Source organism: Flavisolibacter ginsengisoli DSM 18119 (assembly GCF_900129295.1).
Classification (GTDB): Bacteria; Bacteroidota; Bacteroidia; order Chitinophagales; family Chitinophagaceae; genus Flavisolibacter; species Flavisolibacter ginsengisoli.
In genome coordinates, this window is sequence record NZ_FQUU01000003.1 from 1 (window position 1) to 17572 (window position 17572).

General features: G+C 40.4%; 18 protein-coding genes and 1 pseudogene. 10 read left to right on the top strand and 9 right to left on the bottom strand.

The window, feature by feature from the left end:
* From BUA53_RS03900 to BUA53_RS03910, 3 genes and pseudogenes are all read right to left on the bottom strand, one after another.
* Positions 1-306 (bottom strand): annotated as a pseudogene (locus BUA53_RS03900) (hypothetical protein); the annotation flags it as partial.
* Between the two features lie 155 nt (positions 307-461).
* On the bottom strand, positions 462-1439 hold the full coding sequence (locus BUA53_RS03905; RefSeq protein WP_139256337.1) for an aldo/keto reductase: 978 nt from the start codon (positions 1437-1439) through the stop codon (positions 462-464).
* Positions 1440-1444: 5 nt separating this feature from the next.
* Positions 1445-2491, bottom strand: coding sequence for an NAD(P)-dependent alcohol dehydrogenase (locus BUA53_RS03910; protein WP_072833958.1), 1047 nt, complete (start codon positions 2489-2491; stop codon positions 1445-1447).
* Positions 2492-2621: 130 nt separating this feature from the next.
* Between BUA53_RS03910 and BUA53_RS03915 the strand changes: the two genes are divergently transcribed.
* Entirely contained in the window at positions 2622-3095 is a 474-nt protein-coding gene (locus BUA53_RS03915) for a hypothetical protein (protein ID WP_072833959.1), read from the top strand.
* 37 nt (positions 3096-3132) lie between these two features.
* On the opposite strand, the gene BUA53_RS03920 is transcribed toward BUA53_RS03915, so the two are convergent.
* Positions 3133-4056 (bottom strand): DUF3078 domain-containing protein, encoded by a 924-nt coding sequence (locus BUA53_RS03920; protein ID WP_072833960.1) that lies wholly within the window; start codon positions 4054-4056, stop codon positions 3133-3135.
* A 183-nt stretch (positions 4057-4239) separates the two neighbouring features.
* Here BUA53_RS03920 and BUA53_RS03925 point away from each other — a divergent pair, with 183 nt between their 5' ends.
* Both BUA53_RS03925 and BUA53_RS03930 read left to right on the top strand, forming a co-directional pair.
* Complete coding sequence (locus tag BUA53_RS03925) at positions 4240-5304, top strand: NADH:flavin oxidoreductase/NADH oxidase (protein ID WP_072833961.1); 1065 nt, start codon at positions 4240-4242, stop codon at positions 5302-5304.
* Between the two features lie 58 nt (positions 5305-5362).
* A complete protein-coding gene (locus BUA53_RS03930) occupies positions 5363-5938 on the top strand; it encodes an NUDIX domain-containing protein (protein WP_072833962.1) in 576 nt (191 codons plus the stop codon).
* A 64-nt stretch (positions 5939-6002) separates the two neighbouring features.
* On the opposite strand, the gene BUA53_RS03935 is transcribed toward BUA53_RS03930, so the two are convergent.
* Complete coding sequence (locus BUA53_RS03935; protein ID WP_072833963.1) at positions 6003-6347, bottom strand: hypothetical protein; 345 nt, start codon at positions 6345-6347, stop codon at positions 6003-6005.
* 200 nt (positions 6348-6547) lie between these two features.
* Between BUA53_RS03935 and BUA53_RS03940 the strand changes: the two genes are divergently transcribed.
* Positions 6548-7129, top strand: a complete 582-nt coding sequence (locus tag BUA53_RS03940) for a WG repeat-containing protein (RefSeq protein WP_072833964.1) — start codon at positions 6548-6550, stop codon at positions 7127-7129.
* A 26-nt stretch (positions 7130-7155) separates the two neighbouring features.
* Here BUA53_RS03940 and BUA53_RS03945 read toward each other — a convergent pair whose 3' ends face one another.
* Complete coding sequence (locus tag BUA53_RS03945; protein ID WP_072833965.1) at positions 7156-7941, bottom strand: Rieske (2Fe-2S) protein; 786 nt, start codon at positions 7939-7941, stop codon at positions 7156-7158.
* Positions 7942-8142: 201 nt separating this feature from the next.
* Here BUA53_RS03945 and BUA53_RS03950 point away from each other — a divergent pair, with 201 nt between their 5' ends.
* The gene (locus BUA53_RS03950) at positions 8143-8520 is read left to right on the top strand and encodes a SnoaL-like domain-containing protein (protein WP_245793003.1); all 378 of its coding nucleotides are present in this window, start codon (positions 8143-8145) and stop codon (positions 8518-8520) included.
* A gap of 54 nt (positions 8521-8574) precedes the next feature.
* Here the strand turns inward: BUA53_RS03950 and BUA53_RS03955 are convergent, their stop codons facing one another.
* Positions 8575-9774, bottom strand: coding sequence for a DEAD/DEAH box helicase (locus BUA53_RS03955; protein WP_072833966.1), 1200 nt, complete (start codon positions 9772-9774; stop codon positions 8575-8577).
* Between the two features lie 256 nt (positions 9775-10030).
* On the bottom strand, positions 10031-11137 hold the full coding sequence (locus BUA53_RS03960) for an AI-2E family transporter (RefSeq protein WP_072833967.1): 1107 nt from the start codon (positions 11135-11137) through the stop codon (positions 10031-10033).
* A gap of 135 nt (positions 11138-11272) precedes the next feature.
* On the opposite strand from BUA53_RS03960, the gene BUA53_RS03965 reads away from it, so the two are divergent.
* The 5 genes from BUA53_RS03965 (at position 11273) to BUA53_RS21150 (ending at position 14803) form a co-directional block, all read left to right on the top strand.
* Positions 11273-12454 carry an AI-2E family transporter gene (locus BUA53_RS03965; protein ID WP_072833968.1) on the top strand — a complete coding sequence of 394 codons (1182 nt, stop codon included), beginning with the start codon at positions 11273-11275 and terminating at the stop codon, positions 12452-12454.
* 342 nt (positions 12455-12796) lie between these two features.
* Positions 12797-13126: a DMT family transporter gene (locus BUA53_RS03970; protein ID WP_072833969.1), complete on the top strand. Its 330-nt coding sequence runs from the start codon at positions 12797-12799 to the stop codon at positions 13124-13126.
* 52 nt (positions 13127-13178) lie between these two features.
* Positions 13179-14228, top strand: coding sequence for a nucleoid-associated protein (locus tag BUA53_RS03975; protein ID WP_084079807.1), 1050 nt, complete (start codon positions 13179-13181; stop codon positions 14226-14228).
* A gap of 101 nt (positions 14229-14329) precedes the next feature.
* Positions 14330-14506, top strand: coding sequence for a DUF1328 family protein (locus BUA53_RS03980; RefSeq protein WP_072834279.1), 177 nt, complete (start codon positions 14330-14332; stop codon positions 14504-14506).
* Between the two features lie 132 nt (positions 14507-14638).
* A complete protein-coding gene (locus BUA53_RS21150; RefSeq protein WP_175546010.1) occupies positions 14639-14803 on the top strand; it encodes a hypothetical protein in 165 nt (54 codons plus the stop codon).
* 299 nt (positions 14804-15102) lie between these two features.
* Here BUA53_RS21150 and BUA53_RS03985 read toward each other — a convergent pair whose 3' ends face one another.
* Positions 15103-17496 (bottom strand): hypothetical protein, encoded by a 2394-nt coding sequence (locus tag BUA53_RS03985; RefSeq protein ID WP_072833970.1) that lies wholly within the window; start codon positions 17494-17496, stop codon positions 15103-15105.
* Between the last annotated feature and the right edge of the window lie 76 nt (positions 17497-17572).

Genomic DNA, 17572 nt, shown 5'->3' on the forward strand with positions numbered 1-17572 from the left:
CAGAGCTGTATTGGCTAAAACAGCGTTATCCAATGACCTTTGTAGCTCAGTGATGTGATCAGATAATGAAAGATCCACAGCACCAGTTGGGGAGGACTGAGTAACCATGTCGATAGCATTTGAACCTGCAAGTTCCTTACGAAACTGCTTAACCCATTCACCAACAGTTTTTACCCGCTTAATATTAAATAGCTCTGCTGCCTCCAGGTAAGATAAACCCTTATCCAGAACAGTCCTTGCTAAATGCATCTTAAAAGTTGGACTCCATACCCACCGCTTGCCGTGTTTTTTAATGAACCTTTCCATAAAATTGACAGTTTGTCTGTAAACTTTTTCTGGAACGAGACACAATAGTTAATCCTCTTCATTTCTGCAGATTAGAGTATAAGAGGAATTATCAAAGCTGGAAGGGTAAGTATTGATACAGAACTTCTTGTCAAATTGTCAACAAATTCAACTCATTAACCTTCTTTCCCAATTGTAACTTCTTTCCAATCGCTTGCCTTATTTAATAGATTAATTGATGTCTGATCAAGCTGCAATTGAGCGGCTTCTATAAGGTCGTCCAGTTGTTCAATGCTGGTGGCACTGGCAATGGGAGCCGTAATGGAAGGCCGCGCAATCAGCCAGGCAATGGCGATACTGGCGGGAGTGGTATTGTAATCTTTTGACACTTCATCCAGTGCGTTCAATATGCGCAATCCCCGGTCATTCAGGTAAGTCTTAACGACGGCGCCGCCCCTGGCACTTTTATCTACATCTTCTGCTGAACGGTATTTACCTGATAAAAAACCACTGGCGAGCGCATAATAGTTAATGACCCCAAGGCCTTTTTCAAGGCAAAGCGGTTCATATTCCTGCTCAAATTTCTGGCGGTTATACAGGTTGTATTCGGGTTGAAGGGTCTCATAACGAGGCAGGTTATGCGCTTCATTATATTGAATGGATTCGCTCAATCTTTCAGGGCTTAAGTTGGAAGCACCAATCGCCCTGACCTTTCCTTCCTTTACCAGTTCAGCAAATGTTTCTATGGTCTCTGCCACGGGAGTATCGAGGTCATCCCAATGGCTTTGATACAGGTCTATGTAATCTGTCTGCAGTCTTTGCAAAGAAGCATCCACAGCTTCCAGGATGTGCTCACGGGTGAGCGACTTTTTACCCCCGGCCACTGCGCCACCAACCTTTGTGGCAATGACCACTTTATCCCTGTTGCCCTTTTGCCTTAGCCATTTGCCTATAATGGTTTCTGATTCACCTCCCTTATTTCCTGGCTTCCAGTGAGAATATACATCTGCTGTATCTATAAGGTTGAACCCTGCATCTACAAATGCATCCAGTAATTTAAAGGATGTTGCTTCGTCAATGGTCCAGCCAAAAACATTTCCGCCAAAAGCAAGGGGAGCGACGTCTATAGCGGAAGTTAATTTTCTATTGATCATTTTAATTATTTAAGTGTAGCCATGTCAATCACAAAACGGTAACGCACATCGCCTCTCATCATTCGTTCGTAAGCTTCATTGATATAATCGATATCGATCACCTCCACATCTGAAACAATATTGTGCTCAGAACAATAATCAAGCATTTCCTGGGTTTCAGGCAATCCTCCAATCAATGAACCACCAATGCTGCGCCTGTTGCCAATGAGATTAAAAGCAGGTACCTGCGCCGGAGCCGGTGGGGCGCCTACGCAGATCATAGTTCCATTGGTATTGAGCATGTTGAGGTAAATGTTATAATCATGCGGAGCTGAAACCGTATCAATGATAAAGTCGAAATAATTTTTAAGATCTTTTAGTTGCCCGGGGTCATTGGTTAAAGCAAAACGGTGAGCACCCAGTCTTTTGGCATCAGCTTCTTTAGCAGGAGAGTGACTAAGCATGGTCACCTCAGCGCCGAAGGAAACGGCAAACTTCACGGCCATATGTCCCAGTCCACCCAAACCTAAAATACCAACTTTATGACCCTTGCCCACTTTCCAGTAACGCAGGGGCGAGTAAGTGGTAATGCCGGCACAAAGTAGGGGTGCCACTGCTTCCAGGTTCAATTTATCCGAAACTTTTAATACAAAATCTTCAGTGACCACGATACGGTTGGAGTAGCCGCCATAGGTAATTGTTTTGCCATCTTTTTCATAGCTGTTGTAAGTGGCTACAGAACCATTTACACAATATTGTTCCAGTCCTTTTTCACAGTTGGAACATTCCCTGCAGGAGTCAACCAGGCAACCAACACCAGCCAGGTCACCCTCTTTAAATTTCGTTACATGCGCGCCCACCTTAGTCACCCTGCCCACGATCTCATGGCCCGGAACAATAGGATAAACAGAGCCTCCCCATTCATTTCTCACCTGGTGTATATCGGAGTGACACACGCCGCAATATAATATTTCAATTTGTACATCATGTAGTCCCGGTTCGCGCCGCTGGAATTCAAATGGCCCCAATGGGGCGGTATTATCCTGTGCTGCATATCCTTTCGTTGCTGTCATATGGCTATTGTTTATTGATTTTGAAAGGCAAAAGTAAGGCTTGGTACATTCAATAGATGGCTGAGGCTGCCATGTAGTTTGTTGTATTGAACATTTGATGCTTTAGTTTCGCGGGGTAGATATTACAAATATGAAAGCTGCTTCGAGTAATGAGATCAAACAGGAATTAAAGGGATTGTCAAATGCAAAGCTGCTTGAACTTTGCCTGCGGTTGGCGCGCTTTAAAAAGGAAAACAAAGAATTACTGACCTATCTTCTGTTTGAAGCCGATGACCTGGAAACTTACCTTAAGAATGTAAAGGACGAAGTTGACGAGCAGTTCCTGGAAGTGAATACTACAAGTATGTATTTCGCCAAAAAAACGCTAAGAAAAATATTGCGTATAGTCAATAAGCATATCCGTTATACAGGGAGCAAACAGGCTGAAGCAGAATTACTGATCTATTACTGCAAAAAACTTAAAGCGTTAAAGATTCCTTTCCGTAAAAGCAATGTGCTGGACAAATTATTTGATGCCCAGGTGAAAAAAATAAAAGCTGCTATCAATTCCATGCACGAGGATCTGCAATATGATTACATCAGGCAGCTGGAAGAGCTTCAATAAAATCTTTACTTAATACAACGCTTATAGGGAAGCGGTATTAAAATTTAGCCTGGAGTCCAATGCCTACCAATGATTTTAACTGCACTGCAGGGGATTTGCCATCATTTCCAAATAAGCGAACATCATCATCATAGATAAGGTCAACATTCCAGCTTGCTGAAAGCAGCTTTGATAACTTCAATAACAACACATTCGTCATGAATACATCTATCTTTTCAGGATTGTGCTTATAGTTGGAAAAAAGATCCAGGCGTGCTTTATAGCTAACTGTTTTGTTGAATTCATTAAAGTAATTGGCAGAAACAAAGGCACCGAATTCAGACCTGGAATGTTTGCCGGGCTCAACGCCATACAGACCCTTTGCTGAAAGCGAATCATTCTTTACAAAGACCCACCTGGCAGCAGCCGGAGACATGAAAAGAGAAAAATGTTCACCGGGCTTATAATCCATACCAATACTGGCGAGTAAATAGCCAGGGGATAAGAAGTCAGAGGCAAGGGACTTTATATCATTGGCATAGGTGTATCCCTTGAAAAGCTGTGACCTGAAGTTCAACAACCCTGACACATTCCACTTTGGTGCCACAGACCTTCCATAGATAGATAGCAGGTCGATCCTGTCATCATTTTTACGGCTACCCAGGCTCGTGGTATTTACATAACCAAGGTTGAAGTCAAGTGTATTGTCCCAGCTATGCTTGTCTTTTTTATAAAAGGAATAAAGATTTAATATGGAGCTTACAGCCAAAGAGAACTTGTCACCTCCTGCAGCCCAGTTGGTAAGGGACCCCTGGGATAGATTAAAACTGTAAAGGCCACCTTTTCTCCATTCTTTTTGAATAGTATCCTCAGGTTTTTTGATGGTAACTTTTGTATCCTTGCTTAGATCTTTAATCGTTTGATCCTGTGCTTTTGCTGAAAATGCAGCTAACAGGATTAGGACAGTTAGTAGTTTTTTCATATAATAAAATTACTACAGCAGGAATAGATTATAGCATTTGTTCATTTCATATGCACCTGGTACTTCATAGTAAAAATTTAGATCAGGACAGCTTCTCATTTTATAAAGCAATTGAAATTGGTTAAAAAAACCTTTTGCCTGTGGTATGGTTGGAAGTTTGCAGGGTTTCACTAAATTGTTTTTATGGCTTCATTGTTTGAATCATTAACTATTCGTTCTGTCAGGTTAAAAAACAGGATCATTGTTTCGCCGATGTGTCAATATTCCTCTACAGATGGTTTTATCAACGATTGGCACCTGGTTCATTTGGGTTCCAGGGCGGTAGGCGGTGCTGCAGCAGTGATGACTGAAGCAACAGCTGTATCACCCGGTGGCAGGATCTCTCCAGGAGACCTTGGCATCTGGAAAGATGAACATATTGAAGGATTGAAAAGAGTCACCGATTTTATTGCAGCCCACGATGCTATACCGGGCATACAATTGGCGCATGCCGGGCGTAAGGCAAGTCACCAGGTACCATGGAAGGGTGGTGAAGCATTAACAAAGGAAGAAGGCGCCTGGCCAACCATAGCACCCAGTGCCATAGCTTTTAAAGAAGGCGAACCTGCTCCGGGGGAAATGTCCATTGAGGAGATCAGGGACTGTGTGGTGCAGTTTAGAACTGCGGCAGAAAGAGCATTAAGGGCCGGTTTTAAGATCATTGAGATACATGGAGCTCATGGATATTTAATTAATGAATTCCTCTCCCCTGCCAGTAATAAACGAAAGGATACTTATGGTGGATCCTTTGAGAACCGAAGCAGGTTCCTTGTAGATATTGTTGAATCTATCCGACAGGTATGGCCGCAGGAGTATCCCTTGATTGTTCGCATTTCAGCAACAGACTGGACAAGCGATGGTTGGAATGGAGATGATTCTGTGATGTTGGGGAAACTACTGGAAACTAAGGGAGTTGACCTGTTAGATTGTTCTACAGGCGGTAATATCAGTGGCGTGCGCATTGAATTAAAACCTATGTACCAGGTTCCCTTTGCAGAAAGAATAAAGAAAGAAACTTCCTTGCTTTCAGGTGCGGTAGGCCTGATCACCACTGCTGCTGAATGTGAACAAATCATTGCACAAGGAAAGGCGGATGTGGTGTTCCTGGCAAGACAATTACTAAGAGATCCTTATTTCCCCCTCCATGCAGCAAAAGAGCTTGGGGTAGATGTACCATGGCCTGAGCAATACCAGCGGGCAAAAAAGTAATGCCTTGGGCGCTTATTATAAGTGCATAAAAATTGTATAGCGTATTGAAAGTGCAGTTATGGGAGATGTTACAATAAAAAATTCTGAGACCTTATCTAAATGGAAACACGAATTAAAGAAGATACAATTTGAGCGGACCAGTAAATCAGGTAGTACTCAAAGCCAGGAACGGGAGGTATATGATCATGGTAATGCTGTTGCGGCCTTGCTATACAATAAGCAAAAGGGCACTGTATTGCTGACCCGCCAATTTCGCTTACCGGCATATTTAAATGATGGGGAAGGTATGTTATTGGAGGCCTGTGCTGGTTTGGTAGAAAATGGTGAGGAACCTGAAGCAACCATGAAGCGGGAGATCAAGGAAGAAATGGGATATGAAATTGAACAGCTTCAAAAGATATTTGAAGTGTATTCTTCGCCAGGGTCTTTAAAAGAATTATTGTTCCTGTTTGTTGGTGAGTATGATCAACAGCAAAAGGTGGCAGATGGTGGTGGATTAAAAGATGAAGGTGAAGATATTGAAGTGGTAGAAATGCCGCTGGCCGAAGTGATTGAAAAAGCCAGCAGTGGACAAATAAGAGATGCAAAAACTGTCATCCTTATTTTATGGTTACAACAAAAACAACTTGTTTAGGAACCGGCAATAAAAAAGGTAAATCATTACTCATGATTTACCTTTTACCTGCTGCTTTGTGAGATTACTCTTCTTTCACTTTAGGTTTTAATTGATCTTTGGTTACAAATACCCTTCCGCCCTTTTCATTGATCCAGTAATATTTTGTTCCATCATCTACATAGATCTTTTGGCCTTCAGGACCAACCCATTCTGCTGATTCCTTGTCAGTAAGCTTTGCCTTTCCTTTTGTAGCAAGTTCGGCAGTTTCATTACCGACAGCTTTTGCGCCTTTTTTAATACCATGACCAGCTTTTTTAGCACCTTTCTTAATGCTGTGACCTACTTTGCTTGCCGTGCTTTGCGAGTAGGCAGGTGTAGTGAAACCAATAAAAGCGAATACGGCAATAATTGCCAGGATTTTTTTCATAGTGTTATGTTTTTTCAGTTTATACTCCGGAATGACAAGTAACTAAAAAGATGCCAGTTAAAACCCTGCAATAGTTAAAGTCCGTGACTTTTGTTTTGCCAACCAGAATCATATTTTTCTGTGCCTGAGGTCATACAAATTGGGAATTATCATTTCTACCTTTTGAGTAGAAAAAATTCTTCAATTATAAAATAGCAGTTATGAAATACTTGAGCATTTTAAGCTTTATGCTGCTGTGTACTCCAGGTTGGTCTCAGCAATGGGCTAAACAATATGATTATGTAGATGACTGGTATTGCGGTCTTTGCATAGTTGAGAAAGATGGAAAACATGGCTTTGTTGATAAGGAAGGCAATTTAGTTGTTCCTCTTATTTACCAGGAAGAGATGCATTTTAATGAAGGCATGGCTGCCGTGATGAAAGATGGAAAATGGGGTTTCCTGGACAGTACAGGGAAATTGGTGATCCCATTACAATATTCTGAAGTCTATACTTTTACTAATGGGCTTGGCCTGGTTATGAAGAATGATAAATATGGTTTTATTGATCCTTCAGGTAAAGCTGTCATTCCTTTAATATTTGATAATGCTTCAAGCTTTTCCGAAGGCCTTGCTGTAGTAAGTAAAAACGGGATGTGGGGTTTTATTGATACCCATGGTAAGGAAGTTATACCCATGAAATATAGTTATGCGGTTTCTTTTAATGAAGGTTATGCCAAAACTAAAAGGAATGGTAAGTGGTTATTGATTGACAAAAATGGAAAGGAATCTCCTGCTGAGTAACCTTACCATAAAAGGGTATTACTATCCTATAACAGAAGATAGATATTTCCGTTTGATTCCTCAAGCGTGTAAGTATCTATTTTTTCTTTTGCCGGTCCTGCTTTTACCTCTCCGCTGTTAGTGTCAAACTGGGATCCATGCCATGGGCATTGAACAGTGCCACAGATCATTGATCCATCGGCCAGTGAAGCACCCTTGTGGGAACAATGATCACTGAAGGCCACGTGTCCTTTTTCAGTATTACCAATAACGATCCTTTTGCCGTTAATGTGCATGAGCTTCATGGCGTTGATCTTTATTTCGCCTACCCTGGCAACCTTTATTTTTTTGTCTTCAGTGTTGATATATTCCTGGTTCCATTTGGCAGCATTGGCATAGCGGTGATCTATACCTATCTGGTTGCGGTGAACCAATGTGCCTCCCATCCATCCGGCAATAGATAACAATATTACGCCGATAGCTTCCAGGCCAAGAATAAGGTATGGATTGGCAGAAGCATCTCTACGGTAGAACCACACATACGTGAATATTCCAAGGTTGACAAGATTGATAATGGCATGCTGCGTGCCTCTTTTTTTGGCGGAACTTTCAGGAGGTATGGTCATAAAATAATCAATAGCTCCAGGAACAGCGGCTGCAAGCGCCCCGATAATACCTGCAATATCAAGGTAATAGGCCACCAAAGAAAGGGCTGGCCTGTTAGAAATGACACCAAAAAGGTCAAAAACAAAGGCCCCGGTGAAGAATGCGATTGGGAACGATACTAAAATGGGGTGAAGAGGATGAGAAGCCAGGTGTGCTTTACTTTTCATTCTTGTTAGTTTGCTGTACACAATCAAAAATCTTACCTCAACCACTGCTATTTATTGGTACATCATATTAGAGATTTCTTCACTAGCCAGGTTTTTGGACAGCAACAGTTTGGAAAATATCTTTTCCATTTATCATAATAGTATGGTGTGGTAGTAGATTGTATCTACCTTGTATGTCCTTTTCATCAAAACTTTTTTACCATGACAACCAAAGAAGCAACAATGACAACCCAGGAAATTGCAGATCGTTTTTATGAAATGACACAGCAAGGAAAATGGAATGAAATACAGCAGGAGTTTTTTGCTGAAGATGCGGAAAGTATAGAACCCGAACATTCTCAGGGTTTAAAGACTGTAAAAGGATTGGACGCTATTAAAAAGAAAGGTGAATCGTTCAACCAGATGGTAGAAGAAATGCATGGCGGTTACTGTAGTAAACCAGTAGTAGGCGGCAATTATTTCAGCGTAGCCATGGGTATGGATGTGACCATGAAAGGCTCAGGCCGGACCAAGATGGATGAAATAGCCGTGTATGGTGTAAAAAACGGTAAGATCATTAGTGAACAATTCTTTTATTAAAACAAAAAAAGCGATAGGGTCACTATCGCTTTTTTATTTTCATTACTATAGAAATCAGGCTCTTGCCCTTCTTTTAAATCCTGAAGTGGATGTATTGGGTGTGGCAACTTCCTTTCCTTTAGATTCAAAAGGATGTTCAACTGCGGGGATCTTTAACCCAATCAGTTTATTGATGCCTCGGAGGTTGCTCATTTCTTCCCTGCCATCGCAAAAAGAAAACGCGCTTCCATCTGCTCCTGCCCGGCCTGTACGGCCAATGCGGTGTACATAGGTTTCAGGCACATCTGGCAGATCAAAATTAATGACGTGTTCCAGGGCGTCTACATCTATACCACGGGCAGCAATATCCGTAGCTACAAGTACTTTCAGCTTACCTCTTTTAAAATTGGTCAATGCATTTTGCCTTGCTGACTGCGATTTGTTACCATGAATAGCATCTGCTCCAATTCCTGCTTTTTTCAGGTCTTTTGCAATTCTGTCTGCACCATGTTTGGTACGGGTGAAAACAAGTGTTCGCTTGATGTTTTTCTCCGTGAGCAGGTGAACCAGCAGTGTTAGCTTTTGGTTCTTCTCGATAAAATATACATATTGATCGATCTTCTCAACAGTTGAAGATACCGGGGTAACTTCAACACGAACTGGTTGCTGCAATAAAGAACCTGCCAGCTCTGCAATAGCAGGGGGCATGGTAGCCGAAAACAAAAGTGTTTGCTTTTGCTTTGGCAGCTCGCGAATCACTCTTTTTACATCATGGATAAAGCCCATGTCAAGCATACGGTCAGCTTCGTCCAATACAAACATCTGTAAATGGTCAAGGTGAACATATCCCTGGTTCATCAGGTCTAACAACCTTCCCGGGGTTGCTATAAGTATATCCGTTCCATTGCGTAATGCTAATGTCTGGGTATGTTGTGAAACACCTCCATAGATCACTTCATGGGTAATACCAGTGTAACGGCCGTAAGCTTCAAAGCTTTCGCTTATCTGGATAGCCAATTCCCTGGTAGGAGTAAGGATAAGGCCCCGGGTATGTTTATATCCTTTACTGTTACGTAGTTCCTGGTGAAGTAGTTGGAGCATGGGAATGGCAAAAGCTGCAGTTTTACCTGTGCCTGTTTGTGCCAATCCTAAAATATCTTTCCCTTTTAATACTACGGGAATGGATTGTTCTTGTATGGGTGTAGGTGTAGTATAACCCTCTTTCTTAAGAGCCTTTAAAATAGGCTCTATTAGACCTAATTGTTCAAATAACATGAAATAATTGATTCTTTTAATTTAAAAATAAAGCTCAGCTGAGCTTATTTCTCATCATTAGGACCAGATGAGCTTCTACGGAATAGGGGAGAAATTTATCAAGTCTTTAATTCGAGTACATGGTAAAGATAGTATTTAGTTTGTAAAAGCTATGGTAAATGAACGGCTTCTAAAATGGTTTTATAATGAATATGAGCATGATATAAATAAATAATTAAGCTTACATAGTAATTATGCCTGGTATAAGACGCTATAATCAGGATGTTTTTGCATTTTTTGGAGCTCTTTTTAGCAAAGGCCATTTCATAGAACTAGCCTGGTTACGTTCATCACCCAATAAAAGCCCCCATTGTTTAAATTCCGTGGTACGATCAAAAACGATCTTCAGAACAGCAATAACGGGTAGAGACAAAAACATTCCTGAAACTCCAGCAAGGGCCCCGGCTACAAAAACCCCAATGATCGTTATCAGGGCATTGATCTTTACCTTGGAACCAACGATACGGGGCATAAGAATATTATTATCAAGGAACTGAACAACTGCAATGGTTCCCAGAACTGCAAATATTGGCCATATTTCCTGGGAAGAGGAAATGGTTAATAATACGCCGATGATGTTTCCAAATAAAGCGCCTATGTACGGGATCAGGTTCAATATGGCAAAAATTGCCCCAATAAGAATGGCATGTTTAATACCTATCAGCAGGAGTATGCCGCCAAGTAAGATGGTTATATAAGAGATCTGTATTAATAGCCCGATAAGATAGCTTTTAATGATGGCTTCAGATTCTGTGATTACTTCTCCAACCTTTGAATGTTGGTTTTTAGGAAACCAATAATAGATGAACCTGATCAGTATATCCTTGTAATAAAGCAGGAGGAAAATATAAATAGGCAACAATCCAAGGAAAATAAGTATCCCGGTTACTGAAGAGGCAGCACCACTGAGAATGCCAGCAGCATAATTGAGTAATTTATCATTTTGTTCATTGATGAGTTGGGCTTGTTTTTCAGTAGATAACTTTGTTTTTGCATCAATCCACTTGCTTAAAGTATTAAGGTGGAGCTGAACATTAGCTTTGATCTGCGGAAAGTCTGAAATAAGATTACTTATTTGGGAAGAGAAGAACCAAACGAGTAAACCCACAATAATGATGAGTGAGAATACCGCTAAGAATATGGCCAGTGATTCAGGTAATTTTCTTTTTCTGAAAAAACGATAAATAGGAAGAAGCATAATTGCCAGGAAGAAAGCCATTACAATAGGCGTAATAATATCCTTACCTACCAGTATGATCATTCCCAGGAAATAAAGGCCCATTAGTTCTATAGCTCTTCTTACGGTCAGGGGCAATTGTGTCATGCAAGGATTTATATTATAAAAATAAGCACAGTAAAAATGCCTGGAATGTATTCGTGATTCCTAAGCCCAATTACTTAAAAATAGACCAACCTCAACAAATGGTACTGCTTTTGCATTTGGTATTCAAACCACCAGATGGAACAAAGACAGGATTTCGAATTGTATCCCTTTTATGTAAAGGCCAGCATTGTACTTGTTGGGTTGATAGCAGCTGTATTCATTTTATATGTACTATCTCCTGTTATTGTACCCCTGGCCTTCGCTGTACTGATCACTATTTTGTTGAACCGGTTGTATGTACAGCTTGAAAAGCGCATGCCAAAGGTTCTGGCGATCCTTGCCACAATACTCATTGCTATTCTATTGCTGGCTGGTCTCTTTTATTTTCTGTCTACCCAGATAGCTGGTTTCATGCAAAGCCTACCTTTATTAAAGCAAAAGATATTTGCGCTGCTCCATGACTTACAGATCTGGTCCAAACATAAATTGGGCATAAATGTCGACAAGCAGGTTTCTTCCATTACCACTGGATTCAGTGAAGGAGGGGGTCAAATGATCACTAATACCATAGGAACCCTGGTAGCAAGCCTGGGTGTGATCGTGTTGGTTCCCACGTATGTGTTCATGATGTTTTATTACAAACCTCTTATTCTTGATTTTATATTCCAGGTTTTTAAAGAGGAAAATTCGCTGAGGGTTGCCGAGATTTTGAGTGAAACAAAATCGGCTGTTCAAAGCTTTATGCAGGGCTTAATGATCGAAACGGCTATTGTTTGTATAATGAACAGTGTTGCCCTGTTGATCATTGGAGTGCCATCGGCCATAGTCATAGGAGTGATAGGAGGAATTCTGAATATCCTCCCTTATATAGGCGGTGTTGTGGCGATAGCCCTGCCGGTGCTCATGGTTACTATTACAAGTGAAGGATATACAGAACAGTTATTAGTAATAGGTGCTTATGCTATCATCCAATTCATAGATAATAATATCCTTGTTCCAAGGATCGTTTCCAAGAAAGTGCAGATCAATGCACTGATGTCCATCATTGTTGTTTTACTTGGTGGTTTATTATGGGGCATACCAGGTATGTTCCTCTCTATTCCCTTTATTGGCGTATTAAAGATCATTTTTGACCGGATAGAAGACATGAAACCATGGGGTAGATTGTTGGGCGATGAGATTCCAACAGAACATACAGGGTTGGTATGGCAAAAGCGATGGGACCGCATTTTCCGTCGTATGCAAAAGAAAAAGGAGATCGAGGAAAACCTTGCAGCTGCAGAGCAATCTGCGGGCGAAGACAAAACAACAAGCTGATCTGCTATATTTCTTTACTACTATGTATTTTTTTCAACCCGTAATGGAATTTGGCATCTTTTTTTCATAACCTAACCAAGGTAAAAGAGGTATGAAAAAGCATTATAAATTCAGGTTACATCGTTTCAAGGTAAAAGGCATGAATACAGTTCTGGCCTATGCTGCTTCTATGATGTTATCTGGAATACCTCCTGAAGTTTGCGAGTCTACAATATCTGGAGTATACTGCTCTGTCAAAAAATCCATTGCCGGATTGCTCCATTGACATAACTGCCAATATTTCAATTTAATTTCTTTATTTAAAATTTACAGTAGCGGTACATTCGCCACTAAAAAAATTCAATGGCCTGGATCTTATTGATTTTAGCAGGATTATTAGAGGTAGGGTTTACCACCTGTTTGTCCAAAGCAAAAGAAACCAGTGGAACAGCATTTTGGCTATGGCTTATTGGTTTTTTTATTTCAGTAGTATTCAGCATGTATTTTCTATACAAAGCCACTCAAACCCTACCTATGGGTACCGCGTATGCAGTTTGGACAGGCATAGGAGCTGCGGGAACTGCCATTATCGGGATCTTTTTATTTAAGGAGCCCGCAGGGTTATGGAGAATTTTTTTTATAGCCACCTTGATAGGATCTATAATAGGGCTTAAATATGTTTCCAGTCAATAAGATGCTTTCAGAAAGGGTAGAAATGATATCTTGCCGCCCTTTATATTGACCTATGATAGCAATGACAATAGATACACCCTGCCTGAAAGCTGTTTGTATGCATTATGTGGGGAGTAAGAATAACATAGATGCCTTACATATTTCTCATGAATCTTTAGAGCTTGACGGTGATAGTATCAAATTATTACAAGATGGATTTCTGAACAAATTCAAAACTATTCCGGAGCAATACGCATTTCACCATACTGATTCACTCAAATTCAATGAAGTATACACCTACTGCAGGCAATTGTTTGAAGATCCTTCCAGCTTATCACAGGTATCAGGTGCCATAGCCAGGCATTTATATGAATCTTCCACACACCCTAAGGTAAAAGGTGGTGAATTCTATATTGCTTATTTTGATGGGTTGCCTATGCAAAGCAGGATGTACAAGGCCATTGGATTATTTAAGACAGAAAACAAATCAATTTTCCTGGATGCCAGCAGGCAGCACGGAAGTTTTCAGCTGGATATGAAGGAAGGAGTGGAGCTTTCTAAAATTGATAAAGGATGCCTGGTCATAAATACAAAAGAAGAACAAGGGTATGATGTAATGATATTTGATAACCAGAACAGGGGAGAAGAAGCACAATACTGGAAAGAAACTTTCCTTGGACTTACTGCCCAGCAAAACGAATTTCATCACACCTCTCATTTTTTAAGTCTAACAAAACAATTTATTACTGAACAGCTTGAAACAGAACTAAAACTTCCTAAAACCGACCAGGTAGAATTGCTGAACAAGTCCATTGATTATTTTAAAAGCAAAGAGTCTTTCGATATTGAAGAATTTCAGAATGAAGTTTTCACCAATGATGAGCTTATAGGTTCTTTCCGGAGTTTTGGATCAAGGTATATTGAATCTTCTGACTTTGATATTGCTTCTTCCTTTGAAATTTCACCTGAAGCTGTAAAAAAACAAGCAAGGATATTTAAAAGTGTTGTTAAGCTGGATAAGAACTTCCACATCTACATACATGGGCGTACGGACCTCATTGAAAAAGGTGTAGATATGGATGGTCGAAAGTTCTACAAGATATACTACCAGGATGAAGCTTAAACAGATAAGGTTATTATAGCTTCCACATAATGGGGAAGGCTCAGTCTACTGGCATGCTTTATGAAATAATATCAGTATTAATTCACTTAAAACTTAAAGTTATGTTACGCTGGACAATCATTTTTTTAGTAGTAGCTATTATAGCGGCCATCTTTGGCTTTGGTGGAATTGCAGCTGGTGCTGCCGGTATTGCTAAGATTTTATTCTTTATCTTCCTGATCCTTTTTGTATTGAGCTTAATTGCTGGCAGAAGAGGCAGCGTTGGCGATGGTATATAAACATCTAAATATTGTATAAGTGCAATCCTTTTTAGGATTGCACTTATTTTTTAGCGTGTAAGAAGGGAACGGGAAATACCTTAAGAGAGGTCTATTCTTATAAAGTAGTAAATTTGGTTAAAACAATACACTATGGGATTACTTACACCTAAAGGCAAAAAGGGCGATAAAAAAGGATCTGCAGCACCAAAACATGCAGCACAGGGATCAAAGTTCATCACTAACAAAAGCTCTAAAAGTGCAGGTGGTGGCTTTGTCAAAAAAGGTATGACAGGGGGATCTCAGCGGGGCAGTTAATTACCCGGGGATCTAAAAATAATAAGGGGTTGCGGTGGCAACCCTTTTTTTATTAAAAAAGCGAGCCTGGTGGGACTCGCTGATCAGGAAATTTTGGTTGCTCTTGCGACAAGATCTTTCGGTAAATGAGGATGGTGACGGCTTTTCTTTCAGATGGTAGACTTAAAAACGGGCTTTTTCAAAAGGATATATCGAAGATAATGGGTTGTTAACCTCAAAGCATTAACTTATCGGCGAAGTCCATATAATCAACGTTGACCCGGTTTTGGAAAATCGTTGATTGATCATTTTAATAGATCCTATTCTATAACCTCTTCATGATGCGTAACCAATCCTTCTTTAGAAATTCCTTCAATAACCACTCTAAAGGCCTTTGATACATCATTATTGTAAAACTGCAATTGTACTGATGTATTATTAGGCCTTACAAGGACTAAAGGGTTCCAGTAAAGAGTGGTTCTTACATCTGGTTGTTCATTTCTCTTGTCAAACCTTGAATAATTTGGTGAATAAAATTCCCTGATGGGTGTGTAACCAATAATTGTATTGGTGTTCAGGCCACCAGGCTTTGACCTTGTATCATCTCCTTTACGTGTATAAACTGCTATAGCTCCTCCGCTTCCATTGAAACCGCCCATGAAAGGAGGACGGAAAACTTTTACAAAAGCAATATCTGAAACAGGAATGGTATTCAGGAATTCTGCATCTATTGGCATTTCATCAAGAAATAATTGAGGTGATCCACCCCGCCAGGATAAAGTGGGTGTACTTCCGGTAGAATTGATCTGCAGGCCTGCCACCTTTCCCTGGAGGTAATTGAATACATTCATTTGGCCTAAGGCCATTGGATCGTTGGCAAGGTCAAACTGGTAACCATCTCCACCACTGAACAAACCTTTTGTATATTTTTCATCCATTTGCTTTAACAAAGGCTTTGATTTCGCCGTTACAGTAATATTCTCCATCAATTTCCCTTTCTGCATTCTTTGAAGACGTACTAATTCTGCTGCAAGCAGTGTATGCCTGTAAAAACCTGAAGTATCGTTGGTGGGTTTGAATTTTATAAAGTTTTTGCTGGCACTAAGGTAATTGGGAGTTGATAACCTGTCGGTCATGAACTTGGCTTCAGCACTGCTGAATAATTTTGATTTTAACTGGTAATAGACCTTTAGCGTATCAAAGAAAATAAAATCCGGTTCTTTAAAACTGCCATCACGGTTAATGGGTGTTAAAACAGTTTGAGTAGCTGAATCCTTTTGAGTCAGGAAAAGGAAAATGCTTTCTTTACCACTTAACTGGCTTTTAGTAACACCATACACCTTTCCGGAAAGCGAAAGGTAAGAGGTATCACGTGGTTGCTGTATCTCAGGAAGTTTGCCTTTAGTGATATCCTCCCATTTAAATCTTCTCCATCCATGTGTCAGCATTACCAGGTCAAGATTGTTTAAAACTGAATCTGCCTTTGAGGAAAAGTAATAAGAAGGGTTATGCACATAACCTTTAAGGTCACCCGTAAGCAGGAAGTGAGTGATAATGCTTGATGAACTATCTGCTTCAATGCCTGCATCAGTAATAGACACTGAAAGATTGGCTCCCTGTAAACCTGCGGGAACATTTAACCGGATATCATTTTGCGCTCTCTTATTCAAACCCCAGTGAACTACTTCCAGGCTGGTAGCAAAACTATAATCTCCATTATCAATAAAAGTGATGCGTTCTGCAATGGCGTTCCAGTCAGCATCAAAAACTGTGATGGTAAGAATACCGGATGGTAGGTTTTCTGTTGGAATAACCTTTCTTGAAATTTTTGTGGCAACCAGGTTTACTTCAGACTTAAATGCAATGCCACCGTTCATAGTGCCAACTAGATGAAGCATTTTAAATTTATCCTCAACTGCATTACTTTGAATAGTCACAATACGTTTTTTCTCAGAAATGACAACCTGCAGTGATGCGCCAGATGTTTTAACAGGAGGCAATTCAGAGGTGTGTGATATACCTTTCCCATCTTTCCATTTTGCCAGATATATTGTGCCTGCAATGGGGGTGAATATAAAGCTGCCCATGCCATCATGCTTTGTGCGGAAAGAATCAATTAATGTTCCTTTGTTATCTTCTATAGCGCCACGTATATTGACAGGTAATCCATATTGGTCAGCAGCTTTAAAGGCCACCCTGTTAGATATACCTGCAATGGCATCTCCTCCCTCGGGAAAGAAATCCACTGTAGTTATGCTGGCAGTTGAATTAGTTTTTGCTGAGATGTTTTTGTTTAATATTCTTATATCCTTGCTATAAATAAATGAACTATCAAAGTTCAACATCCACTTTGTATAGCTTTTTACATGAATAAAGTTCCCGGTATAGTTATCGGGAATATCCAGCTGGCCATTAGACGTACCTTCCACTACAGGGCTAACCGTATGTGCAAGCACTTCTCCATTATCGCCTACCCAATCAATATAGATTGTCTTGGTTTGCTGGGCAGGAAACAGGCCATCCATCAGGTACGCTTTAAACCAAATAGTTTCCCCTGCCTGGTAGACGTCCTTATCGTAGTGCAGCCATACCTTTTCAGGTTGATAGTTACGGTTGTAATGGGCGAGGGTAGAATCGAGGGCCTGGGAACGTGCAATAGTGCTCATGGCCACAATGGCTGCCATGAATACCAGTTGTCGTAAATGTTTATCCATACTGCAATTGAAAGCTGTTAAGATACTATAGTATAAAATAATAATACTGCTGGTTTAACAGATCAGCAACAATTGA